The sequence below is a fragment of the Sphingomonas sp. SP1 genome (genome assembly GCF_058313395.1).
In genome coordinates, this window is the sequence record NZ_JBZFLC010000001.1 from 166,190 (window position 1) to 189,440 (window position 23,251).

Consider the following 23,251-nt stretch of genomic DNA (forward strand, 5'->3'; position numbering starts at 1 on the left):
GGCCTTGCCACGCAACCCCATCCGCCGTTGCATGGTCCGGGCAGGCTGCTACCAGACCGGTCCACCGTTTCCTGCCCCCGGGGGATCCATGCGTAAGAGCCTGTTGCTGATGACCCTTCCCATTGTCTCCGCCTGCACCACGACCACCGCCAACCTCGACAGTCCGACGCCGGGCAATCTGGTCACGGAAGAGCAGGTGGCCGCCGCCCCCGCACTTGTCTATCCGCCGACCCGCCGCGAGGCCACGGTCGAAACCTTGTTCGGGCAGCAGGTCGCCGATCCGTACCGCTGGCTGGAGACCGACGTCCGCCAGTCGCCGGAGGTCCGCAACTGGGTGACCGCGCAGAACCAGGTGACCGACGCGTTTCTTGCCACCCTGCCGGGCCGCGACACGCTCAAGGCCAGGATGACCGAACTCTACAATTATGAGCGCGTCGGCACCCCGACCAAGAAGGGTGGCCGCTACTTCTATCAGCGCAATACCGGCCTTCAGAATCAGTCGCCGCTCTACGTCCGCGACAGCGTCAATGGCTCCGAGCGGCTGCTGATCGAGCCAAACCAGTGGTCTGCCGACGGCGCCACCGCGCTGGCCGAGTGGGTGCCCAGCGAAGACGGCAAATTTGTCCTTTACGCCATCCAGGATGGCGGCAGCGACTGGCGCACCCTGCGCGTGCTCGACGTCGCCACCGGCCAGCCGGTCGGCGACGAGATCAAGTGGGTCAAGTTTTCCGGCCTGTCGTGGGCTAAGGACAACAGCGGCTTCTTCTATTCCCGCTTTCCCGAGACTGCCCAGGGCCAGGACTTCCAGTCCCTCAACAAGAACCAGATGGTTTATTTCCACCGTCTCGGCACGCCGCAGAGCGCCGACCGGTTGATGTATGCGACGCCGTCCAAACCCGACCTCAGCCATGGCGCGACCGTTAGCGACGACGGATCGACCCTGGTCATCACCTCGTCGAGCGGTACCGACGACCGGTATGAGGTCATACTCCTCGACTGGAAGAAGCCGGGTGCAAAGCCGCGGACCCTGATCCCGGGTTTCGAGAATAATTACAGCTATGTCGGCAATCGCGGCTCGACCTATTACTTCATTACCAACGACGGCGCGCCGCGGCTCAAGATCGTGGCGATGGACGTGTCACAGGCGCGCCCGGTCGCGCGCACGGTGGTGGCGGAGGACGCAGCGACGCTGGACTCCGCCAATCTCGTCGGCGGCAAGCTCATCGCCTCCTACCTGAAGGACGCCAGCACCGATGTCCGCGTCCATTCGCTTACGGGGGCGCGGGAACGGGTGATCGAGCTCCCCGGTCTTGGCACCGCCAGCGGCTTCAGCGGCGACTTCGACGATGCAGAGACGTTTTTCAGCTTCACCAGCTTCAATCGGCCGACCACCGTTTATCGCTATGACGTCCGTTCGAACGCCTCGTCGGCCTGGTTCACCCCGGCGCTGAAGTTCAACCCGGACGACTACAGCGTCGAACAGCGCTTCTACGCGTCGAAGGACGGAACCCGCGTTCCGATGTTCATCGTCCGCAAGAAGGGCATTACCGGTCCTTCGCCCACGCTGCTCTATGGCTATGGCGGCTTCAACGTTTCGTTGACGCCCAGCTTCTCGGCCACGCGGCTCGCCTGGCTGGAAAACGGCGGGACCTGGGTGCTGGCGAACATCCGCGGCGGCGGCGAGTATGGCAAGGCGTGGCACGACGCCGGCCGCCTCGCCAACAAGCAGAATGTGTTCGACGACTTCATCGGCGCGGGCGAATATCTCATCGCCAATGGCATCACCGGCAAGAACCAGCTGGCGATCCAGGGCGGCTCCAACGGCGGTCTGCTGGTCGGCGCGGTGGTCAACCAGCGGCCCGACCTGTTCGCCGCCGCCAACCCGTCGGTCGGCGTCATGGACATGTTGCGCTTCGACCGCTTCACCGCCGGGCGTTACTGGGTGGACGATTATGGCTACCCCAACAGGCAAGCGGATTTCCGCACCCTGCTGGCCTATTCGCCCTACCACAATATCAAGCCGGGTGTGGCCTACCCGCCGATCCTGGTGACCACCGCGGACACCGACGACCGGGTCGTTCCGGGCCATAGCTTCAAGTACATCGCGGCCTTGCAGCACGCCAATCCAACCGGCGCGCCGCACCTTATCCGGATCGAGACCCGCGCCGGCCACGGCTCGGGCAAGCCGACCGACAAGATCATCGAGGAAGCGTCCGACGTGGTCGCCTTCTTCGCTCGCTTCACCGGACTGAAGGTGAACTGAGCAGCGGATTCGGCAATCGCCGCCACTTGTGTCATGCTCCCCTCCCCAAGCAAGGAGGGGAGCAATGCTGGCCGAATTCCGGACTTTCATCGCCCGTGGCAACGTCCTCGACCTTGCCGTCGCTGTCATCATCGGCGCGGCCTTCGCGGCCATCGTCAGTTCGCTGACCGACGACATCATCATGCCGCTGATCGGCGCCGTGTTCGGGGGGTTGGACTTTTCCAGCTATTTCGTCCGCCTGGGCGAGATACCCGCCGGCTATACCGGCTCCCTCACCGACTATGCCGCTCTCAAGAAGGCGGGCGTACCTCTGCTCGGCTACGGCGCCTTCATCTCGGCTGTGATCAAGTTCCTGATCCTTGCCTTCGTCATCTTCCTGCTGGTCAAGGCCGCCAATCGCGCCATGGGCCGCAAGGTAGAAGACGATGCGATCGCAGAGGAAATTCTCCTCCTGCGGGAAATCCGCGACAGCCTGCGCCGTTAACCTTTAGCTGAACGGCAGGCGACAGCCGCATTCAGACCTGATGCAGCCGAAACGACCTAACAGGCGTTCATTCGGCGGGAGGGCCCGCGCGAGCTTATTAGGAGAAGGGCCATGAAGGCTGTTCGTAAGTTCCTTATCGGTGGTGCGGCGGTTGCCGCAGTCGCTGGCTTCGCGGCTCCTGCCGCGGCTCAATATTACCCTGGCGGCGGCTATGGCACCGGCAACGTGCTGCTCGGCACCATCCTCGACCAGATCCTGCGTGGCGGTACCAACCGCTACGGCGGCTATGGCGGCTATGGTGGATATAACTATGCCAACGAGCGCGTTGCAGTCGACCAGTGTGCCCGAGCGGCCGAGTACCGGCTAAACGGCCAGTATCGCGGCGGATACGGCTATGGCGGCGGCTATAACGCGCCCTATGGCGGCTACGGCTACAACAATGCCGGTGTACGCGTGAACCAGATCGAGCGCGTGGAGCGGACCCGTAACGGCAATTTCCGCGTGGTCGGCTGGGCCGGCGATGCGGGCTGGCGCGGCAATTATGGCGGCTATGGCAACCCCTATGGCGGCCAGTACGGCAACGCCCCGGCGCCCAGCTACCGTTTCAGCTGCAAGTTCGACGCGCGCTACGGCCGGGTCACCGATGTGGACGTCAATCGCCAGCGTTATGCCCGCTACGGTTACGGCTACTAAGCCCTAGCCCCAAGTGGACAGGAAGGTGCGCGGCCCCTAGTGGGTCGCGCACTTTCTTTTTGTCCATTCACGCGGGTGCCCGATGACGCTTCAGATGCCGGAAACCTTTGGCGAGACCATCCTGATCGTCGACTTCGGCAGCCAGGTCACCCAGCTCATTGCCCGCCGCATCCGCGAAGCCGGCGTTTATTGCGAGATCGCCCCCTTCAACGCCGCCGAAGACGCCTTCGCGCGACTGAACCCCAAGGGCATCATTTTCTCCGGCGGCCCGTCCTCCGTTACCCATCGGGACAGCCCCCGCGCCCCGCAAGTCCTGTTCGACAGCGGCCTCCCCCTGCTGGGCATCTGCTACGGGCAGCAGACGCTGCACCAGCAGCTTGGCGGAACCGTCGTCACCTCCGACCAGAAGGAATTCGGCCGCGCCTTCATCGAGGTGGTCGCGCCCTCGGCCCTGTTCGATGGGCTGTGGCAGGTCGGCGAAACGCACCAGGTGTGGATGAGCCACGGCGACCGGGTCGAAAGCCTCGCCCCGGGCTTTGAGGTCGTCGCCCGATCGGAAGGCGCGCCATATGCCATCGCCACCAATGAGGAGGCGAAGCGCTACAGCCTGATGTTCCACCCGGAGGTGGTTCACACCCCCGACGGCGGCAAGCTGCTCGCCAACTTCGCGCGCCACATCTGCGGCTGTTCCGGCAGCTGGAGCATGGACAAGTTCCGCGAAGCCAAGATTGCCGACATCCGCGCGCAGGTGGGCGACGGCAAGGTCATCTGCGGCCTGTCCGGCGGCGTCGACAGCGCGGTGGCAGCGGTCCTCATCCACGAAGCGATCGGCGACCAGCTGACCTGCGTGTTCGTTGACCACGGGCTGATGCGCGCGGGCGAGGCGGAACAGGTCGTCTCCCTGTTCCGTGGGCACTACAACATCCCGCTTGTCCATGTGGACGCCAGCGCCGATTTCCTCGGCGGCCTGGACGGCGTCTCCGACCCGGAAGCCAAGCGAAAATTCATCGGCGCCGAGTTCATCAACGTGTTCGAGGCCGAGGCGACGAAGATCGGCGGCGCCGATTTCCTGGCGCAGGGGACCCTCTACCCCGACGTGATCGAAAGCGTGTCGTTCACCGGCGGACCCAGCGTCACCATCAAGAGCCACCACAATGTCGGCGGCCTGCCTGAGCGCATGAACATGCAATTGGTCGAGCCTCTGCGAGAGCTGTTCAAGGACGAGGTTCGCGAGCTCGGCCGCGAGCTCGGCCTGCCGCCCGCCTTTGTCGGCCGGCACCCCTTCCCCGGCCCCGGCCTCGCCATCCGCATTCCCGGCGCCGTGACAAAAGAGAAGTGCGACATCCTGCGCAAGGCGGACAGCATCTACCTCGAAGAGATCCGCAACGCCGGTCTTTACGACGCCATCTGGCAGGCCTTCGCCGTCCTCCTCCCCGTCCGAACCGTCGGCGTGATGGGCGACGCACGCACCTACGATTACGTCTGCGCCCTGCGCGCCGTCACCAGCGTCGATGGGATGACCGCGGACGTCTATCCGTTCAGCAGCGAATTCCTCAGCCGGGTCGCGACCCGCATCGTCAACGAAGTCGCCGGCATCAACCGGGTGGTCTACGATTACACGAGCAAGCCGCCCGGCACGATCGAGTGGGAGTGAGCCTGTCTACGTCGCGGAATTCAGGACTTCGCGTCTTGGTCCAGGTATCGGCGCTTAACCCACAGCATGAGGCCGCCGGCAACAGCCGCGGCCCCCGCCATAAGTATCTGAAAGACTGGAAAAGCGAGGGCCGCCTGAGCGTCACTCGCCAGATCCACGGTTGGCACAAACAGGGCATAGGCGATCACTAATCCGGCCGACCCGAGCACAAAGACGGTTCTTGACGCCTTCGATTGGACAGCCCTGACGAAGGCAAACATCACAATCTGAGGCGTTGCCAATATCGCTGCCGAGATCGCCAGCAGGACCGGAAGCTCCCAGCCAAGATCATCCGGTATGCCCACGTAGGCGGTCGTGACGATTTCCGGAACCGCGCACAAAAAGGCTGCTGCAATCGATGGCCAGTCCCAGCGTTTATCCATCCTCAGGCCACCTTGTCTTACCCGTCGACAAGAAGCGCAGAGACCGCTTCTCATGCAAAGGCAAATTTGCCGTCCTAGATCAATCCCGCCAACGGACTGCTCGGGTCGGCATATCGCCGCTTGGCCATTCGTCCGGCACGATAGGCGAGCCTTCCCGCCTCCACGGCCGCCTTCATGGCTCTCGCCATCAGGATCGGGTCCTTGGCCTCGGCGATTGCGGTATTCATCAGCACGCCGTCGCAGCCCAGCTCCATCGCTGCCGCCGCGTCGCTTGCGGTGCCGACCCCCGCATCGACCAGTACCGGCACCTTGGCGCCCTCGACGATCAGCCGGATCGTCACCGGGTTCTGCACGCCCAGGCCCGACCCGATTGGCGCGCCCAGCGGCATCACCGCCACCGCGCCCGCATCCTCGCAGCGCTTGGCCATGATCGGGTCGTCGGTGCAGTAAACCATCACCTCGAACCCTTCCTTCGCCAGCAGCTCGGTCGCGCGCACCGTTTCGATCATGTCCGGGTAAAGCGTCTTGGCCTCCGCCAGCACCTCCAGCTTGACCAACGTCCACCCGCCCGCCTCGCGCGCCAGCCGCAGCGTGCGGATCGCCTCCTCGGCGGTGAAGCAGCCGGCGGTGTTGGGCAGGTAGGCCACCTTCTTGGGATCGATGAAGTCCGTCAGCATCGGCGCGTTCGGATCGCTGACGTTCACGCGCCGAACCGCGACCGTGACGATCTCCGCCCCCGACGCCGCCACCGCCGCGGCATTCTGCTCCAGGCTCTTGTACTTGCCCGTGCCCACGATCAGCCGCGATGAGAAGGTTCGTCCCGCGACGGTCCAGCTGTCATCGACCATGATTTGGGGTGCGTTCACGAAAGCTTTCCTATGCAAGACCGGCAGGGCGGGTGATATGAGGCCTTGCGCTATGATTGAGAAGCTCCTGCCCCTTCTTTTGCTCGCCGGCCAGCCACAGGATCTGCCGGCCACGCCGATGTCGGAGCAAGAGGTGACCGTCCGGGCCAGCGCCGCCCGCCCGGCGATCGAGCGCATCCTGCAGGCCGACAATCTCGACGTCGACAATCTGCCCGCGCGCGAGGTGGCCGACACGATGGCAGCCATTGCGCGTGGCCAGGCGCCGATGAATTTCTGGGTCGCCTACCAGGCGCACGTGCGCGCATGGCAGGATTATGCCGCGGCAAAGGAACGACCGCGCGGCGCGAGTGCCACGGACATCGATCGCGTGCCGAACGGCGCTGCGATCGCCAAGGCGCGCCGACGAATTAATCACAGCTTCGATCTCGTAACGGCCATCGCCCGCCGCTACGGCGCGAGGATGCCAGCGTCGAACACGCGTTTCCGCGACTGATCAACCGCCCCCGACGAAATGGACGATCTCGAAGTCGTCGCCATCCTCGACCCGGACGTCGCCCAGCGTTGAGCGCGGAACCACTGCCATGTTGCGCTCGACCGCTACGCGCGCGGGGTCGAGCCCGATCTCGTTCACCAGGCCGGCAACCGTGATTCCGGCCGGCACGCGCCGGTGCTCGCCATTGACGCTGATCGACAGGGTTTCGGTCTCGCTCATTGACTGGTGCATCTAGGTGGCGCAGTCCCCGCGCACAATGCGCAAGCTCTATGTCCTGAACGGGCCTAACCTTAACCTGCTCGGGACGCGCGAGCCGGAAGTCTATGGTCACCAGACGCTCGACGATATCGCCGCCGAACTGCACGAAGCGGCGGCCGCGCACGACGTCGAGGTGGATCTGCGCCAGTCCAACCATGAAGGTCACCTGATCGAATGGCTGCACGAAGCGGCGCGCGAGAATGCCCGCGCCGTGATCCTCAATGCCGGGGGCTTCACCCACACTTCGGTCGCCCTGCGCGACGCGATCGCGGCGATCTCCACGCCGGTCATCGAGGTTCACCTGTCCAATCCCCAGGCTCGCGAAAGCTTTCGCCGCCGAAGCCTGATCTCAGGCGTTTGCAGGGGGTCCATCAGCGGTTTCGGCCCGTTGTCCTACTTGCTGGCACTGGACGCGGCGGCGCGGCTCTGACAAGGGCGGCGGCTTCACACAGCAGGGACTTGGCAATGGCCGACGAAAACGGCGAGATGAGCAATGGCAACCAGATGCGCGTCGACAGCGCGCTCGTGCGCGAGTTGGCCGAATTGCTGTCCGCCAATGAACTGACGGAAATTGAAGTCGAGGACGGCGACCGCAAGATTCGCGTTCGCCGCGAACTCACCGTCGCGGCGGCGCCGATGACCTATGCAGCCGCGCCTGCTCCATCCACTGCCGCAGCTCCGGCCGCGCCTGCTGCCGCCGCTGCACAGGAAGCTGCCGCCGAAACCATGATCCCGGGGGAAATCGTGCGCTCCCCGATGGTCGGCACGGCCTATCTGTCGGCCGAGCCGGGGTCTAAGCCGTTCGTCACTGCCGGCGAGACGGTAAAGGCGGGCGACACCCTTCTCATCGTCGAGGCGATGAAGGTCATGAACCCGATCACCGCGCCCAAGGGCGGCACCGTGCGCCAGATCATGATCTCGAACGCCCAGCCGGTAGAGTACGACCAGCCGCTGATCGTGATCGAATAACGATGGCAAAGATCACCAAGCTGCTGATCGCCAATCGGGGCGAGATTGCGTTGCGCATCCACCGCGCCTGCCACGAACTGGGCATCAAGACGGTCGCCGTGCACTCGACCGCGGACGCGGATGCGATGCACGTCCGCCTTGCCGATGAGGCCGTCTGCATCGGCCCGCCCGCCGCCGCCGACAGCTATCTCAATATCCCGAACATCATCTCCGCCGCCGAGATCGTGCACGCCGACGCCATCCATCCCGGCTACGGCTTCCTGTCGGAAAACGCGCAGTTCGCGGAAATCGTCGAGTCCCACAACATCATCTGGGTCGGCCCAAAGCCCGAACACATCCGCGTGATGGGCGACAAGGTCGAAGCCAAGCGCACTGCCGCCGCGCTCGGTCTCCCGCTGGTTCCCGGCTCACCGGGGCCGCTGGAGACGATCGAGGAAGCGCACGCGGTCGCCAACGAAATCGGATATCCGGTCCTCATCAAGGCCGCATCGGGTGGCGGCGGCCGCGGCATGAAGGTCGTGCCGTCCGAGGACCAGCTCGAAAGCCTCATGGCGCAAGCCGCATCCGAGGCGAAGGCGGCGTTCGGCGACGACACCGTCTACATGGAAAAATATCTTGGCGACCCGCGCCACATCGAGTTCCAGGTATTTGGCGACGGCGAGGGGGCTGCGGTGCACCTGGGTGAGCGCGATTGCTCGATCCAGCGCCGCCACCAGAAGGTCATCGAGGAAGCGCCCTCCCCCGTCATCTCAGCGGAACAGCGCGCCGAGATGGGTGAGCGGGTGGCGAAGGCGATGGCCGACATGGGCTATCGGGGCGCCGGCACCATCGAATTCCTTTACGAGGACGGCGAGTTTTACTTCATCGAGATGAACACCCGACTGCAGGTCGAGCATCCGGTGACCGAGATGATCACCGGTATCGACCTGGTGCGTGAACAGATTCGTGTCGCGCAAGGCGACGGCCTCTCTTGCCGGCAGGAGGACATCCGCCTGACGGGTCATGCCATCGAATGCCGGATCAATGCCGAGGATCCGGAAACCTTTGCGCCGTCACCCGGGCTGGTGAAGAATTATGTGGCGCCCGGCGGCATGCACGTCCGGGTCGATAGCGGCCTGTACACCGGCTATAGGGTGCCACCCTACTACGACAGCATGATTGGCAAGCTGATCGTTTACGGCACCAATCGCGAACGCTGCATCATGCGCCTGAAGCGGGCGCTCGAGGAATTCGTGGTCGAGGGAATGAAGACCACCGTCCCGCTTCACCAACGCGTCATTCGCGACGAGGCTTTCCTGTCAGGCGACTATACCATCAAATGGCTCGAGCGCTGGCTGGAAGAGCAGCGCGGCTAATCGGATCCGGAGTCGTCTACTGGACACAAATCCCGGTTTTCCGGCTCTTGTTGCGCGGGTGAAAGCTTTAACATAGCGTTACCACCTAGCAGGGTGGGAGTGGTGAGTCGCGGCATGAACAGGCTGTCGACCGTCGACGGGCATGCGCTGGCACCGTCCACCGGTGTGGGCTCGGGCGCGACATTACTGCGTGGCCTGATTCTGCTGATCGCTTACGCCATGACGGCCTTGCTCGGCCTGCAATGGGGAACGGTCGGGGGCGCGGCCTCGCCCGTGTGGCCGGCCGCAGGCGTGGGCCTTGCCGGCCTTATCCTGTGGCACAAGCGGCTATGGCCGGCGATCGTCCTCGGGACGCTCATTGCCTATCAATGGAACGGCGCCTCGAACCCGCTGCCGGCCCAACTCGCGGCCGCGCTGGGGAATGGGCTTGCGACCTTGGCCGCCGCTGCGGTCTTTCATCGATTTGGCGGGCGGGGTTGGGGCGCCTTCTCGCTCCAGCAACTCCTCTCGCTGATGGCTGCAAGCCTGCTCCTCGGCCTCGTCTCGGCGTTGATGGGGGTGGGCGCCCTATTCGTCGCTAGAGCGGTCGCTGCCAATCAGCTTCCCGCGGTGCTGATCGGCTGGCTGCTGGGCGATAGCGCGGGCGCGCTTGTCATCGGCGCATTGCTTCTGAGCTGGTGCCCTGCGGATGAACCCAAAATGGGGTCACGGCAGCTGCTTTGGATGGCTGGCATCTGCGTCCTGACCTTCATGATCGCTATCGCGATCTTCCTTGGCCCCCCGATAACCGGCGCCTGGATGATCTACCCGGTTCTGGTTTGGGCGGCGGTCGCCTTGCGTGTTCGAGGTGCGGCCGTAGCGGTTTTCATCACTATGGCGGTGGCAGTCGCCGGCGTCAGCCTCGGGCGCGGACCGTTCGCCGCCAAGCCTTCCCTCATCTTGGACCTCATCCCGGGGCTGGTGCTGCTTCAGCTGTTCATCCTGGTGTCGGCCGGCACCATCCTGGTGCTCGCCGCCACCGCCGACGAACGGCGGCAGGAGGAGGAGAAGACCCGTCTGATCAATCGCGCGACGCTGGCGCAGCGGGCCGCCCGCTGCTCCGCATATGAATTCGATCTGCGCACCGGAGAGTTCAGTCGCGATCAGTTCCTGTTCGACGAAACCGGCCATTCGCCGGGCGAATCCGATGATTTGATCCGCGATTGGGAGGCGATCATTCATCCTGACGACGTGGGGGACTTCCGGCACACGGTGGCAGAAGCCAAGGCCCGGGCCGAACGCTACGCCATGGAGTACCGGGTGATCTGCCACGACGGGTCGTTCATGTGGATCCGTGATACCGGGGAGGTCGTTCGCCACAAGGACGGCAGGGCGCTGCGGCTCGTGGGCCTTGTCAGTGATGTCACCGAACGCCGCGAGAGCGAGGAGGAACTTCGCCGCGCCACCTCCATGCTCCAACTGATCGGCGATTCAGCCGGCAGCCTGATTTTCGCGAAGGACCGGGAGGGCCGGCACATCTATTACAACGAGCAGGTCGCCCGGATCATCGGACGGCCGCTGGACCAACAACGCGGCAAGGACGACCGCGACTGGGCCGATCCTGCGCTCGCCGCGCTGTACATGGAAAACGACCGGCGGGTGATGGAGACCGGCATTTCCGAGGAGATGGACGAAGAAGCCGTCGGGCCGGATGGAATCCATCGCCTGTACCGCTCGCTGAAAGCCCCCCTTCGCGACAGCAACGGGGAAGTGATCGGGATCGTCGGCGTTGCCACCGACATCACCGACCGCAAAGCCGCCGAGGAGCGCGAGCAACTGCTCGCACGGGAGGTCGACCACCGCGCCAAGAACCTGCTGGCAGTGGTTCAATCGGTGGTCCAGATGAGCCGCGCGGAGGACATCGCTTCGTTCAAGGCGGGCGTCACCGGCCGCATCCAGTCGCTCGCCCGCGCCCACAGCCTCCTTGCCGCCGCGCGATGGGAAGGGGTCGAACTTGGGCAGCTGGTGCGCGACGAGTTGGCCCCATTCATTACCGACGATCCGTCTCGCGTACGGATCGAGGGCCCTGCGTTGAGGCTCGGACCGGCGGCCGGCCAGAGCCTGGCGCTGGTGCTTCACGAACTTGCCACCAATGCCGCCAAATATGGTTCGCTCAGCACCCCCGGTGGTCGCCTCACCGTCCACTGGACGCGCTCCCGCCGAAAGGCGACGCCAGTTCGGCTGGAGTGGCAGGAAGCCGGCGGCCCGCGGACCGTTCCGCCGAGCCGGGTCGGCTTCGGCTCCCGCCTGATCCGCGCCAGCGTGGAACGGCAACTGGGCGGGGAATTGGCGTACGACTGGTCCGGCGACGGCCTCGCCGTCCAATTATTGATCCCCGCCGAGCATGTGTTGGCCGGCAACAATCCGGATGATACTGGCGAAACGATCGACGAGCCACGACCGTCGCCTTCGATCGTGGGTATCGAAAGTCCACGCATCCTGCTGGTCGAGGATGAGGCCCTCATCGGCCTTCAGCTGGAAGAAGCGCTGGAAGCCGAAGGATGCGAGGTGGTGGGGGTGGCAGGCTCGGTGGCGGAAGCGCTCGACCTGTTGGCCGGTGACCGTCCGGACGGCGCCCTGCTGGACATCAATCTCGGCGGCGAAAAAAGCTTCGCGGTAGCCGACCGCCTTGTGGAGCTTGGCGTGCCCTTCCTGTTCTGCACCGGCTATGCAGGCCGCTCACTGATCCCCGAGCGGTTCGCGGGGGTGCCATTGCTCCGCAAGCCGTTCGATGTGCGCGCCGCGGCCGCCATCTTCGCTGCAACGCCGCTCAGCGAAGGCGCGAAATAGCTGTTCCTCGGCGCGGCGGCTGTGCCATGCCGGCGGCGACCAACCGGACGAGTGCGATGAAAGCGACCATCTACCACAATCCCGCCTGCGGCACGTCGCGCAAGGCCCTCGCAATTCTGGAGGAGTCGGGCGCTGACGTCGAGGTGATCGAGTATCTGAAATCGCCGCCGACCCGCGATGAGTTGGCCCGGCTCTATGCTCGGGCGGGCATCACCCCGCGCGACGGGCTGCGCGCCAAGGAGCCGCTGGCGACGGAGTTGGGGCTCACAACCGCGGAAGCGACGGACGACCAGATCCTTGATGCGATGCTGGCGCACCCCATCCTGATCAACCGCCCTCTGGTGGAAACGGACAAGGGCGTCCGTCTCTGCCGACCGCAGGAACGCGTGTCAGAGATCATTTGACGTGCATGGCTCGGCCGCCCGGCTCGATCCCGCCTTGTTGCTGCACGCCTATGCCACTGGCGTGTTCCCAATGGCCGAGAGCCGTCACAACGATGACCTGTTCTGGGTCGAACCGCGCGAGCGGGCGATCATTCCCCTCAACGCCTTTCACCTCTCGCGCTCGCTTGCTCGCCGGCTTCGATCCGGTCGCTTCCTCGTCACATCGGACCAAGATTTCGACGGCGTCCTGATGGGCTGTGCCGACCGCCCCGAAACCTGGATCAACGGCCCGATCGAACGGGCGATGCTTGACCTTCACGCTGCCGGTTTCGCTCACTCGGTGGAGACGTGGGACGGGGACGCCCTGGTCGGGGGTGTTTACGGGGTTGCTCTCGGCCGCGCCTTCTTCGCCGAAAGCATGTTCAGTCGTTGCACCGACGCGTCCAAGGTCGCCCTCGCCTGGCTGATTGCCCGCCTTAAAGTCGGCGGCTTCGAGCTGTTCGATTGCCAATTCATGACCGATCATCTTGCATCGCTTGGCGCCGTGTCGGTCAGCCGCAAGACTTATGTGGCGTTGCTGTCCGCCGCGACCGGCGTAGCCTCTGGCGCGGGCGGCGGGCTCACGTCCTCCGGCTCGGCTGGCCTCGTGGCGCCGGAGGGGGCGGGTCTCCGGGAGGGTGCGGAGTTCGGAGCACTCGATCGGCTGCTTGCCGCTGCCGGGCTCGCCGCGGACTCCGCCGCTTCGGGGAAGTTCATAACGCAGCTCTTGGGCCACACGTCGTAGACCGGGTGCTCGACCACATTCAGCGACGGCGATTCCTTGTACAACCAGCCAGAGAAGACCCGGCGCCAGCTTCCGCCTGGCTGCTGCACATCGAGCTGCACGAACGCCCCGGTCAGCCGGTCGAATTCCCACGGTGGCGTCGTCTCACACGCGCGCAGCCGGATGATGGCATCCTTGATCCGCAGCGCCTGGCCCGGCTTCAGCGTGATGTCGCGGGCGATGCCGTTTCGCTTGTTCAGAAAGCCAAGCACCGCCACCCGCTCGTTCATCGGCGTGGCGCCGGGCGCCGACGCCTGTTCGGGGCTCTGCGCCGCCGGCAACTGTCGCTGAACCTGGTTTTCGGACGGAGCGGAACGGTCGCAACCGGTCAGCGCCAGCAGGGCGAGAACAGGCAGACCGACGGCTCTCACCTTATTCGGGCGTCCAGGCCTGGTAATCGCCGGTCGCCGCCGGTCGCTGACCGCCACGTGCCAGGCTTCCAGCCGGACGATAGGTCTCGCCGGTTCCCGACAGGTTGGGAAGCCCGGGTTTCTCGAACGATCGGCGGGTGGTCATCGACTTGGACGGCACCTCGCCGATCTGGCCGCGCAGCCAGCTGGACCAGCCGGGAGGCACCCGGCTCGCATCGTTGCTGCCGTCGTAGATTACCCAGCGGCGAGTCGGATCGGCGCGATGCTGGAAATAGACATTCCCCATTTCGTCACGACCGACCTCCTTGCCGTGACGCCGTGTCCACAGGCTCGTGCCGATCGTGGCGCCGTTCCACCAGGTGAAGATGCTGCCGAGAAAACCCATGGGCCGAGGCCTCTGCCCCGTCAGCGCGGCAAGCGCAAGCGACGAAGCGCGCAGCCTACCACTGGACCCGGTCGCCGGGCTGGATCCCAAGCTCCGCGGACCGCCCGCCGGCAATCTCCAGAACCGCCGAAACCGGCTCCAGGCTGGGGATCGGGTCCATGCTCAGCGGCACGGCATTGGCCTCGATCCGCCCGATGGTCCCATCCGGTCGGATGAAGATCAGGTCGAGCGGGATCAGGGTATTCTTCATCCAGAAGCTGGCCGGCCGCGGCGTCGCGTAGGGAAAGATCATGCCACGGTCGGGCGCCAGGCTTTGCCGGTTCATCAGGCCCGTGGCCTGCTCCTCCTGGCTGCGCGCGACCTCCACCACGAAGCGATGGGTGCGCCCGTTCGAACCGGTGATCGTCAACGGCACCTGCTCAAGGCCGGACGGAGCCTGCTCCAGCGTCGGTTGTTCGGTGGAAGGCTGACAGCCGGCCGCACCAAGGGTTAGCGGAAGCGCGAGCGCGGCAACGGTCAGCCCTACTCGCGATCGCGCAGAGCGACGGCCGTCAGGCCCTTCTTTCCCTGGGCGATCCGGGCCTCCACCATCTGGCCCGGCTCCAGTTCCGCGATGCCCGATCGGCGAACCGTTTCCATGTGCAGGAAGATGTCCGCCGGGTCGTCCACCCGATTGACGAAGCCATAGCCTTTTACGCGATTGAACCACTTCACCTCCACCGGCTCGAACGGGCCCGCCTCGTCAAGCAGCGCCGCCCGGTCGGCCCGGTCGGCCAGGTTGATCGCGGGCGTCGGCCGCACGATGGTCGCCTGGCTGAGATCGATCGACAGCACGCGGCTTGCCTGAAGGCCGCGGTTCTGCCGCACCACTTCCACTTCCACAAGCGCACCCTCGGGCAGGCTGCGACGATTATGTTCTTTTAGGACCGAGAAATGGAGGAGGATATCGCCTTCGCATTCCTCCGCGATGACGAACCCGAAGCCGCGGGTGGCGTCGAACCACTTGATCCGGCCACGGACGCGCAGTCCGGGAGCGGCCGGATCGATCTGATCCGCCTCGACGTGTGATTCGCTGGACGCCAACTCACGTTGCACAAAGCAACTATAGCACCGTTAACCGGTTAACACAAAACGTTACGTTCCCTTCACGACACAAGGGAAACCAGCTCTTCTTCCGTCATTTCGGAGCCTGTTTCCGCCTCGACGATCAGCCTTGCGAGCGCGAAACCATGGCCGGCCCGGACCATTGCAGCCAAGGCTTTCTGCCGTGCTGCCGGGTCGCTTTGCCGGTCTGCGAAAGGTCCGATCCGCCGTCGCCTGGCGAACTTCAGGGCGGCGGCCGCCGCTTGCGTTTCCGCCGATTGCCGCGCGGCCTGCCCGTCTTCCTCGCCCACTCCGGCAACTCGCAGCGCCTGCCGCAACCGGCCCTCGCCATAGCCGCGCGCGGTAAGCGAATTTGCCTTGGCGATGGCGAACGCGGCGTCGTTGACGTAGCCAAGCTCGGCAATGCGCTCGACCAGTTCACTGATGTCCGGCTCATTATCCTCGGACCAGCCGCGTTCCCTGACCTTGCGCCGCAGATAGTCGGACAATTTGTGGCGGGTGGTTGCGAAACGACCGACATAGCGCAGCGCCAGCTCCCGCAATTGCTCCTGATTGAGCGGCGGACGTTCACGCCGGCGCCCTTTTCCGCCATTCCGCTCCGGTTCGACCCTGTCCACGCCTTGATTGTGCCACACTGTCCCGTGAAGGTGAAAGCTGACAATGGGCCATTCGAAGGGCTCGATATCGCTTAACTCGGACCAAGCAGGAAATCCGGCGTGCTCGACCGCAACCCACAGGCTACGGCCGACCTTGCCCCCGTGGGCGCTACTCCGACGGTGGATCGCCATCCGCGGCGAATTGCGGATTTTCGGACCCTCGGCGAAGCGCTCGATTATGCGGCCCTGGGTCGCCGGGGGATGAATTTCCATGATGCGCGCGGCAATCTTGCGCGACCTTATCCCTTCGCAGAACTGCGTGAGGATGCGCTTGCGGCAGCGCGCCGCCTGAAAGCGCTCGGCCTGGGCAAGGGGGATCGCCTTGCGCTGGTAGCGGAAACCGGGCCCGAGTTCGCAGCCACTTTCTTTGGCGCCGTTTATGCCGGACTATGGCCGGTGCCCCTGCCCTTGCCCACCAGCTTCGGCGGGCGGGAGGCATATGTCGAACAGCTGAAGGTCATGCTGCAAAGCTCCGATCCGAAGCTGTTCCTTTACCCGGCCGACCTTGCCGGCTTCTGCGACGAGGCCGCCAGTCAGCACGGCGTCGAAGGGCGGACGTGGGAGGCATTGGCCGAGGTACCGCAGGCCGATGGCGAATTCCCGGGCGCCGACCCGCAGGAGATCGCGTATCTTCAGTACAGCAGCGGCTCGACCCGCTTTCCGCACGGCGTCGCGGTCACTCATCATGCGTTGCTCGACAATCTGCGCGCTCATGGCCTGGGCCTGCAGGTCGAGGAAACGGATCGGGTGGTCAGCTGGCTTCCCTGGTATCACGACATGGGACTGGTCGGCTGCATGCTGTCCCCGCTCGCCAACCAGATCAGCGTCGATTATCTCAAGACCGAGGACTTCGCCCGCCGTCCGCTGGCGTGGCTCGACATGATCAGCCGCAATCCCGGCTCGACCCTCTCTTATTCGCCGACCTTCGGCTACGACATCTGCGCCCGCCGCATGTCGAGCCAGATCAAAGCCTCCGATCGCTTCGATCTCTCGCGCTGGCGGATCGCCGGCAATGGTGCCGACATGATCCGTCCCGACGTCATGCAGGCGTTCGTGGACGCCTTTTCCGACGCCGGCTTCAAGGCGCAGAGTTTTTGCCCCAGCTACGGCCTGGCCGAAGCCACGCTGGCCGTGTCGCTGATGCCCCCCGGGGAAGGGATCCGGGTCGAATTGGTCGAGGAAAGCGAATTGTCGGGCGTGGGCACGCCGGCGCAGGAGCGGCCGCGCCGCTATCGCGCGATCGTGAACTGCGGCAAGCCGGTGGAGGGAATGGAGATCGAGGTGCGCGGCGCCGACGGCTCCCTCCTCCTTGACCGGCAGATCGGCAAGGTCTGGGTTCGCGGCGCGAGCCTGATGGTCGGGTATTTCCGCGATCAGGAATCGACCGATGCGTGCATGAAGGACGGTTGGCTCGACACCGGCGACATGGGCTATCTGTCGGCCGGTTACATCTTCATCGTCGGCCGCGCCAAGGACATGATCATCATCAACGGCCGCAATCACTGGCCGCAGGACATCGAATGGGCGGTTGAACAATTGCCCGGTTTCAAGTCCGGCGACATCGCCGCCTTTGCGATCACCGGTCCGACGGGCGAAGAACAGCCGGCGGTGCTGGTGCATTGCCGGGTATCGGACCCGCAGGAACGTGGCCGGCTTCGCGACGACATCAAGGAGCGGGTCCGCGCCATCACGGGCATTTCCCCGGTTGTCGAACTGATTCCGCCCCGCAGCCTGCCGCGCACCAGTTCCGGCAAGCTGTCACGGACCAAGGCTCGCAACCTTTATCTCTCGGGCGAAATCGTTCCCTTCGACATCGCCGCCTGACCCGGCGGCCCTCGCATCGCAACGGCTGGCGCCACGGGATTCACCCCCATGACGGCTTGCGTGCTGAACGGGCGAGCGCTAACTCGCCCGACGCGCCATAGGGGTATAGCTCAGTTGGTAGAGCATCGGTCTCCAAAACCGAGGGTCGTGGGTTCGAGTCCCTCTGCCCCTGCGCGCCGGAGCGAGGGAAGGAAGCCCTCGGCTTCGTGAACGGTCTGCCTCGCAGACGCGAACGGCCGGTCAGCGCACAAAGCGGCGTCGCATGTCACGCATTTATTCCGTGGCGGCGGCTTCTTGAAGCGAAGAAGGATTGGCGCTACATCGCCCCTCGTCCGAGGTCCGGCGGGAAGCCCCCGCGGACCTCGTTTTTATATCTCGAAGAGGTTTGCTGAACCGTGGCCAAGACATCCCCCGGCGAATTCATGCGCCAGGTCCGCGCCGAAGGGCGCAAGGTCGTATGGCCGACGGCCCGGGAAACCTGGGTCACGGCGATCATGGTCTTCATCATGACCAGTCTGCTGGCGCTGTTCTTCTTCGGCGTCGACAGCGCCTTCTCCGCCATCGTCCAATTCCTCCTCGGCCTGCTCGGCTGAGGCGCACGCAAGGTCATCTGTCCATGTCCCGCTGGTACATCATTCACGCCTATTCGGGCTTCGAGAACAAGGTTCGGGAATCGATCCTTTCCGAAGCCAAGCGCCTTGGTCTCGAGCAACTGGTCGAGGCGGTGGAAGTCCCCACCGAAAAGGTGACCGAAATCCGCCGGGGCAAGAAGGTCACTTCCGACCGCAAGTTCTTCCCGGGCTATGTGCTGGCCAAGCTCGGCATGAGCGACGACGTCTACCACCTCGTCCGCAACACGCCCAAGGTAACAGGCTTCCTCGGCCCCAACGGCAAGCCGCAGCCCATCAGCGAAGCAGAGGCCGCGCGCATCCTCAACACCAAGGAGGAAGCCGCCGCGGCAGCGCCGAAGACCAAGATCAACGTCGATTACGAGATCGGCGATTCGGTGAAGGTCCTCGATGGTCCGTTCGCCACCTTCAACGGCCTGGTCGAAGAACTCGATTTCGATCGCGGCCGCGTCAAGGTCGGCGTGTCGATCTTTGGTCGCGCAACGCCGGTGGAACTTGAATTCGAACAGGTCGAACGCGTCAAATAAGATTGACGCTCATCGAACTGGACGAGAAGAAAGGCCGCCCGCACCGGGCGGCCTTTTTCGTTGGAGATCCGCATGGCTGAACGCTTCGAACGCCATCGGCAGCCATGGAAGCCCGAGGAAATCCAGAAGCTTCATCAGCTGGCGGCCAAGGGAATGCCGCTGAAGGCCATCTCCAAGGCACTCACCCGGAGCGAGGAATCGGTCAAGGACCGGGCCAAGGCGGACGGCCTTCGCATCGCCAAGCTGCGCTGAAGCAACCAGCAATCGGCGGCGACCCGAGTTTTTCTCCGCGCGCCGGCCCTCCAGCTTGTTGACAGGCTGGTCCCTCCCAGCCATTTGCCCCCCGCACCTCGTGGACAGGTGGCCGAGTGGTTAAAGGCAGCAGACTGTAAATCTGCCCGGGTTTCCCGTACGCTGGTTCGAATCCAGCCCTGTCCACCATTAGCCCGTGGCGCGATTGCGCCGTAGCTTCGCGTTGCCGACGAATCTTCGATCCGCAACCGATTTGCAGGTCAGCCCATTTACCTGTTTATGGACCCACGTTGAGTGGCGTTTTGACAAGGTAGTGATCCGACCATGGGAGTATGCGTGGAAGATCGCCCGAAGGAAGTCGCGGATGAAGCGGTGCAGGCCGATGCGGCCGCCCGTGTCGCGCGCCTGAACCAGGGCCAGCTGGACGTGCTGAAGCTCGTCGACCAGCACATGAGCAGCAAGGAGATCGGCGCGCAGCTCGGCATCTCCCCACACACGGTCGACCAGCGTATCCGCACCGCCATCCGCATCCTGAACGTTGGCCGCCGCCAGGAGGCCGCGCGCCTGGTTGCCCTGACCCATCCATATCAGCGGTTGATACATCAACCGCCGTACATCGACGCTCCCGCCGATCCGATCAAAGACGGTCCGGCGATCGGTTTTCAGATTCGGCACGCTGATCGTCAGGAGGAGGCCGGGGCCAGTATCGGCCTCGATACCGAGCAGAGGACGGGTTTGTCCCGGTCTCCTTCTGTTTTTCCGTGGTCAACCCAAAGCAGTCCGCGGAATGAGATGAGCGTCGGGCAGCGGCTGTTGTGGATCGCCTTGATCGCAATGGGCGCAAGCTTTTCCGCCGGCATGTATCTGGCGGGCCTGGAAAGTCTGGCGCGCCTCGCCGGACGGTAGGTTCTCGCTCTTTCATTTCCGCGGCAACAAACATCCGGCGCGCTTGCCCGCGTCCGGAAAGGAGCTGTCATGCGCAAACAAATGATCGAACAATCCGCCCACGAAGTCGCGACCCAGGTCCGCGCCGTCGAAGACAGCATCGAAGCCGCGCTGAGCGAGCTGGCCGAGCTGCAGAGCCGCTTCATCCGGGCCCGCGCCGTGTCGGGCGTCGGTATCGCCGTCGGCCATGAAGCCTTGGAACAGATTGCCTCCGCCCTCCAGGGGCTGGTCGCGGCCCGCGGCGGCATGGCTCATGCCCACGCCGCCCTGGTCGACGCCAAGAGCCGGGTTCCCGGCCTTCGCACCGTTGCCTTCGGAGACGGCATGGAATGCCCCAAGGAGAATCTCGCGATCCTCCGCGCCGTCGGCTAAGCGCCCCATTCTCTTGGAAGGCCGGCGTTGCTCCACCCTGGGGCGGCCGGCCTTCAGTCCTTTCGGGACGGCTGAATGATAAGGATCGCCTTTTACTATCTGCTGCTGCTTACGGTCGTGCTGGTGGCGTTTCGCCGGGGCGACAAGGAGACGCGGCTCGCGGCTACGATCTGCCTCGGCGCGTCGCTTCTGTCGGCCGCGCTGATCCGCGACGACGACAGCCTTGAAGCAGGCATCGCACTGGTCGATCTGGCGGTCCTCGCCAGCTTCGTCGCCATTGCGTTGCGCTCCCATCGGTTCTGGCCGCTATGGGTGAGCGGGCTTCAGCTGACCGCCTCCACGTCACACTTGCTGTTCCTGTTTCAGCCGACGCTGCTCGACCTGGCCTACCATGCGGCCATGCGCTTCTGGAGCTATCCGATCCTCCTGATCGTGATCGCCGCCGCGCTGCGCAGCCGCCATTATTCGGCGATGGACGCGGCGCGCGGCTAGTTGCGTCGACCGGCGCGACCGCTACACGTGGCGCCCGTGATGGCCACTCCCCCACCGCTGGTTCGCGCGCTACTCGACGCGATCGCCGAACCGGCGCTGCTGGTTGAGCAAGAAAGAACGCTCGCCGCGAACACCGCGGCCCGCCAACTTCTCGGCACCGACGTGATCGGCCGAGACATCCGGCTTGCGATCCGCCAGCCCAAGGCTCTTGCCGCCATCCTCCGGCGTCGCGCCGCCGAGATCGAGGTCACCGGCATCGGCGGCGTGGGACGGACCTGGAGCATGCTGGTTCGGCCGCTGGACGGCGGTATGTTGCTGGTCCGGCTCACCGATCAGTCGGCGGTTCGGGCGGCGGAAAAGATGCGGGTCGATTTCGTCGCCAACGCCAGTCATGAGCTGCGGACTCCCCTCGCCACGGTGCTCGGCTATGCCGAAACGCTGGCCGAGGATGGCGACCTCCCGGCCGATCTGCGCCGTCGTTTTGGCGCGTCCATTCACGCCGAAGCGCGCCGAATGCTGCGGATCGTCGGCGATCTGATGAGCTTGTCGCGGATCGAGGCTGAACGCTTTGTGGAACCGTCCGAGCGTGTCAGCCTGGCCGAGGTGGCGCGGATCGCGGCCGAGAACGGCAAGCCCCTGGCCGATAGCCGTGGCTGCACGATCGCCGTCGACTTGCAGGACGATCCGCTCGAAGTGGCGGGGGACTTCGCCCAGTTGCTTCAGCTGACCGACAACCTCGTCGCCAACGCGGTCCGCTACGGCTGCAGCGGGCCCGCCAGCGAGGTGCTGGTGTCCGTCCGCCGTAATGGCAAGGAAGCACGACTTTCCGTTCGTGACAGGGGCGAGGGGATCGCCGCCGAACATATCCCGCGCCTGACCGAGCGCTTCTACCGCGTCGACGCGGCGCGCAGCCGCGACTCGGGCGGCACCGGCCTCGGGCTCGCCATCGTCAAACACATCGTCGAGCGGCACCGTGGCTCCATGAGCTTCGACAGCATGCCCGGAAAAGGGACGGAAGTGACGGTCCGCCTTCCGCTCGCCTGAGACGCTGTCACGAAAGTGTCACCGAACCGTCGCAAAGCCCACTCGGAACCGAAGCAAAGGGGATCCCGGAGCGGCCGTGAAGACGCAGCGCTCAGGGGAGAATAAGGACCACCATGAAAAAGATCGCTTTCGCGCTGCCGCTGGCGGCGCTACTTGCAGCCTGCGGCAGCGGCGGAGGCTCCGGCGCCAATAATGCAGCGGCGCAGCTCAAGATCGTCGGCTCGTCCACGGTTTACCCATTCACCACTGCCGTCGCCGAAGCGTTTCAGCGCGCCAATCCCGGCAGCAGCGTGATCGTCGAATCGACCGGCACCGGATCGGGCATCAAGCTGTTCTGCCAGGGCGTCGGCCAGCAGTTCCCCGACATGGTGAACGCCTCGCGCCAGATGAAGGCCAGCGAGTACGAGGATTGCGCCAAGGCCGGCGCACGCAATGTCATCGAGCTTCCGATCGGAATCGACGGCCTGACCCTGATCGAATCGACCCAAGCGCAGCCGTTCAAGCTGACCGTGCGCGACGTTTATGCCGCGCTCGCCGCCGAACCGTTCGGCCGTCCGCAGACCGCCCAGACTTGGCGCGACGTCAATCCGGCGCTTCCGGCGATCAAGATCCGCGTGCTCGGGCCGCCGCCAACGTCGGGTACCCGCGACAGCCTGGCCGAACTGATCCTCACCAAGGGCTGCGAATCCGATCCGGCGATGAAGGCGCTGAAGGAGCAGGACAGCGAGCGGCACAAGACGGTCTGCACCAAGATCCGTGAGGATGGGGCGTTTGTCGAAGCCGGCGAAAACGACAATCTGATGGTGCAGAAGGTCGCCGGCGATCCCACCGCGGTTGGCGTCCTCGGCTACAGCTTCCTGGAAGAAAACCAGGACAAGGTGCGGCCGATCGAGCTCGGTGGCGTGTTGCCGACGGAAGCGACGATCCAGAACCTCAGCTATCCTGGCGCACGGACCCTCTATGTCTATGCCAAGGGTGAGCATCTGGCCGTCAAGCCGGGTATGAAGCAGTTCATCGATGCCTACGCCAAGGCATGGGGGCCGGGCGGCCTGCTGCAGGGCCGTGGCCTGGTTCCGTTCGGCGGTGCCCAGGCGCAGGCGGCAAATGCGCAGGCGACCGCGCTGAAGCCGATCGACGCTGCGAGCCTGAAGTAAGCCA

At 64.9% G+C, this 23,251-nt stretch carries 26 protein-coding genes, 2 tRNA genes and 2 pseudogenes; 22 read left to right on the top strand and 8 right to left on the bottom strand.

The features are described from left to right. The first annotated feature begins 88 nt into the window (after positions 1–88). From AC4GYS_RS00905 to guaA, 4 genes are all read left to right on the top strand, one after another. Positions 89–2,263, top strand: coding sequence for a prolyl oligopeptidase family serine peptidase (locus tag AC4GYS_RS00905; protein WP_491107240.1), 2,175 nt, complete (start codon positions 89–91; stop codon positions 2,261–2,263). Positions 2,264–2,327: 64 nt separating this feature from the next. Then, on the top strand, positions 2,328–2,747 hold the full coding sequence (gene mscL / locus AC4GYS_RS00910) for a large conductance mechanosensitive channel protein MscL (protein ID WP_491107241.1): 420 nt from the start codon (positions 2,328–2,330) through the stop codon (positions 2,745–2,747). 111 nt (positions 2,748–2,858) lie between these two features. Next, positions 2,859–3,440, top strand: coding sequence for a hypothetical protein (locus tag AC4GYS_RS00915; RefSeq protein WP_491107242.1), 582 nt, complete (start codon positions 2,859–2,861; stop codon positions 3,438–3,440). Positions 3,441–3,522: 82 nt separating this feature from the next. Then, a complete protein-coding gene (gene guaA / locus AC4GYS_RS00920) occupies positions 3,523–5,094 on the top strand; it encodes a glutamine-hydrolyzing GMP synthase (RefSeq protein WP_491107243.1) in 1,572 nt (523 codons plus the stop codon). Between the two features lie 20 nt (positions 5,095–5,114). Here guaA and AC4GYS_RS00925 read toward each other — a convergent pair whose 3' ends face one another. Together AC4GYS_RS00925 and AC4GYS_RS00930 are read right to left on the bottom strand one after the other, a co-directional pair. Continuing rightward, positions 5,115–5,516: a hypothetical protein gene (locus tag AC4GYS_RS00925; RefSeq protein ID WP_491107244.1), complete on the bottom strand. Its 402-nt coding sequence runs from the start codon at positions 5,514–5,516 to the stop codon at positions 5,115–5,117. A gap of 74 nt (positions 5,517–5,590) precedes the next feature. Continuing rightward, complete coding sequence (locus AC4GYS_RS00930) at positions 5,591–6,364, bottom strand: thiazole synthase (protein ID WP_491109332.1); 774 nt, start codon at positions 6,362–6,364, stop codon at positions 5,591–5,593. Positions 6,365–6,434: 70 nt separating this feature from the next. Between AC4GYS_RS00930 and AC4GYS_RS00935 the strand changes: the two genes are divergently transcribed. Then, the gene (locus AC4GYS_RS00935; RefSeq protein ID WP_491107245.1) at positions 6,435–6,875 is read left to right on the top strand and encodes a hypothetical protein; all 441 of its coding nucleotides are present in this window, start codon (positions 6,435–6,437) and stop codon (positions 6,873–6,875) included. A gap of 3 nt (positions 6,876–6,878) precedes the next feature. Here AC4GYS_RS00935 and thiS read toward each other — a convergent pair. Next, positions 6,879–7,094: pseudogene (gene thiS / locus AC4GYS_RS00940) on the bottom strand (sulfur carrier protein ThiS); the annotation flags it as partial. 37 nt (positions 7,095–7,131) lie between these two features. Between thiS and aroQ the strand changes: the two are divergent. The 6 genes from aroQ (at position 7,132) to aat (ending at position 13,453) form a co-directional block, all read left to right on the top strand. Then, positions 7,132–7,563 carry a type II 3-dehydroquinate dehydratase gene (gene aroQ, locus AC4GYS_RS00945; RefSeq protein WP_491107247.1) on the top strand — a complete coding sequence of 144 codons (432 nt, stop codon included), beginning with the start codon at positions 7,132–7,134 and terminating at the stop codon, positions 7,561–7,563. Between the two features lie 35 nt (positions 7,564–7,598). Next, positions 7,599–8,102 (top strand): acetyl-CoA carboxylase biotin carboxyl carrier protein, encoded by a 504-nt coding sequence (accB, locus tag AC4GYS_RS00950; protein ID WP_491107248.1) that lies wholly within the window; start codon positions 7,599–7,601, stop codon positions 8,100–8,102. 2 nt (positions 8,103–8,104) lie between these two features. Next, on the top strand, positions 8,105–9,457 hold the full coding sequence (accC, locus tag AC4GYS_RS00955; RefSeq protein ID WP_491107249.1) for an acetyl-CoA carboxylase biotin carboxylase subunit: 1,353 nt from the start codon (positions 8,105–8,107) through the stop codon (positions 9,455–9,457). A gap of 114 nt (positions 9,458–9,571) precedes the next feature. Further along, positions 9,572–12,286, top strand: a complete 2,715-nt coding sequence (locus AC4GYS_RS00960) for an HWE histidine kinase domain-containing protein (protein ID WP_491107250.1) — start codon at positions 9,572–9,574, stop codon at positions 12,284–12,286. Between the two features lie 56 nt (positions 12,287–12,342). Further along, positions 12,343–12,690: an arsenate reductase (glutaredoxin) gene (gene arsC / locus AC4GYS_RS00965; protein WP_491109333.1), complete on the top strand. Its 348-nt coding sequence runs from the start codon at positions 12,343–12,345 to the stop codon at positions 12,688–12,690. 1 nt (position 12,691) lies between these two features. Then, positions 12,692–13,453 (top strand): leucyl/phenylalanyl-tRNA--protein transferase, encoded by a 762-nt coding sequence (gene aat, locus AC4GYS_RS00970; protein WP_491107251.1) that lies wholly within the window; start codon positions 12,692–12,694, stop codon positions 13,451–13,453. A 35-nt stretch (positions 13,454–13,488) separates the two neighbouring features. Here aat and AC4GYS_RS00975 read toward each other — a convergent pair. The 5 genes and pseudogenes from AC4GYS_RS00975 to AC4GYS_RS00995 all read right to left on the bottom strand — a co-directional run. Continuing rightward, positions 13,489–13,722 (bottom strand): annotated as a pseudogene (locus AC4GYS_RS00975) (DUF2155 domain-containing protein); the annotation flags it as partial. A gap of 142 nt (positions 13,723–13,864) precedes the next feature. After that, on the bottom strand, positions 13,865–14,248 hold the full coding sequence (locus AC4GYS_RS00980) for an NADH:ubiquinone oxidoreductase subunit NDUFA12 (protein WP_491107252.1): 384 nt from the start codon (positions 14,246–14,248) through the stop codon (positions 13,865–13,867). A 55-nt stretch (positions 14,249–14,303) separates the two neighbouring features. Continuing rightward, positions 14,304–14,663, bottom strand: a complete 360-nt coding sequence (locus AC4GYS_RS00985) for a DUF192 domain-containing protein (RefSeq protein ID WP_491107253.1) — start codon at positions 14,661–14,663, stop codon at positions 14,304–14,306. Between the two features lie 107 nt (positions 14,664–14,770). Continuing rightward, complete coding sequence (locus AC4GYS_RS00990) at positions 14,771–15,331, bottom strand: cold-shock protein (protein WP_491107254.1); 561 nt, start codon at positions 15,329–15,331, stop codon at positions 14,771–14,773. Positions 15,332–15,393: 62 nt separating this feature from the next. After that, complete coding sequence (locus AC4GYS_RS00995; RefSeq protein ID WP_491107255.1) at positions 15,394–15,969, bottom strand: regulatory protein RecX; 576 nt, start codon at positions 15,967–15,969, stop codon at positions 15,394–15,396. 99 nt (positions 15,970–16,068) lie between these two features. Here AC4GYS_RS00995 and AC4GYS_RS01000 point away from each other — a divergent pair, with 99 nt between their 5' ends. The 11 genes from AC4GYS_RS01000 (at position 16,069) to AC4GYS_RS01050 (ending at position 23,247) form a co-directional block, all read left to right on the top strand. Then, the gene (locus AC4GYS_RS01000; RefSeq protein WP_491107256.1) at positions 16,069–17,832 is read left to right on the top strand and encodes a fatty acyl-AMP ligase; all 1,764 of its coding nucleotides are present in this window, start codon (positions 16,069–16,071) and stop codon (positions 17,830–17,832) included. Between the two features lie 99 nt (positions 17,833–17,931). Next, positions 17,932–18,004, top strand: a tRNA-Trp gene (locus tag AC4GYS_RS01005). Positions 18,005–18,227: 223 nt separating this feature from the next. Then, positions 18,228–18,425, top strand: a complete 198-nt coding sequence (gene secE / locus AC4GYS_RS01010; RefSeq protein ID WP_491107257.1) for a preprotein translocase subunit SecE — start codon at positions 18,228–18,230, stop codon at positions 18,423–18,425. A gap of 23 nt (positions 18,426–18,448) precedes the next feature. Beyond that, on the top strand, positions 18,449–18,988 hold the full coding sequence (nusG, locus tag AC4GYS_RS01015; protein ID WP_491107258.1) for a transcription termination/antitermination protein NusG: 540 nt from the start codon (positions 18,449–18,451) through the stop codon (positions 18,986–18,988). Between the two features lie 72 nt (positions 18,989–19,060). After that, positions 19,061–19,240 carry a hypothetical protein gene (locus AC4GYS_RS01020; protein ID WP_491107259.1) on the top strand — a complete coding sequence of 60 codons (180 nt, stop codon included), beginning with the start codon at positions 19,061–19,063 and terminating at the stop codon, positions 19,238–19,240. A 102-nt stretch (positions 19,241–19,342) separates the two neighbouring features. Further along, positions 19,343–19,429: transfer RNA gene (locus AC4GYS_RS01025), tRNA-Tyr, on the top strand. A 147-nt stretch (positions 19,430–19,576) separates the two neighbouring features. Next, complete coding sequence (locus AC4GYS_RS01030) at positions 19,577–20,146, top strand: helix-turn-helix domain-containing protein (protein WP_491107260.1); 570 nt, start codon at positions 19,577–19,579, stop codon at positions 20,144–20,146. Positions 20,147–20,227: 81 nt separating this feature from the next. Then, positions 20,228–20,557, top strand: coding sequence for a hypothetical protein (locus AC4GYS_RS01035; protein ID WP_491107261.1), 330 nt, complete (start codon positions 20,228–20,230; stop codon positions 20,555–20,557). A 75-nt stretch (positions 20,558–20,632) separates the two neighbouring features. Beyond that, the gene (locus AC4GYS_RS01040) at positions 20,633–21,049 is read left to right on the top strand and encodes a hypothetical protein (RefSeq protein WP_491107262.1); all 417 of its coding nucleotides are present in this window, start codon (positions 20,633–20,635) and stop codon (positions 21,047–21,049) included. A 39-nt stretch (positions 21,050–21,088) separates the two neighbouring features. Continuing rightward, positions 21,089–22,093, top strand: coding sequence for a sensor histidine kinase (locus AC4GYS_RS01045; RefSeq protein ID WP_491109334.1), 1,005 nt, complete (start codon positions 21,089–21,091; stop codon positions 22,091–22,093). 113 nt (positions 22,094–22,206) lie between these two features. Continuing rightward, positions 22,207–23,247, top strand: coding sequence for a substrate-binding domain-containing protein (locus tag AC4GYS_RS01050; protein ID WP_491107263.1), 1,041 nt, complete (start codon positions 22,207–22,209; stop codon positions 23,245–23,247). The last annotated feature ends 4 nt before the right edge of the window (positions 23,248–23,251 follow it).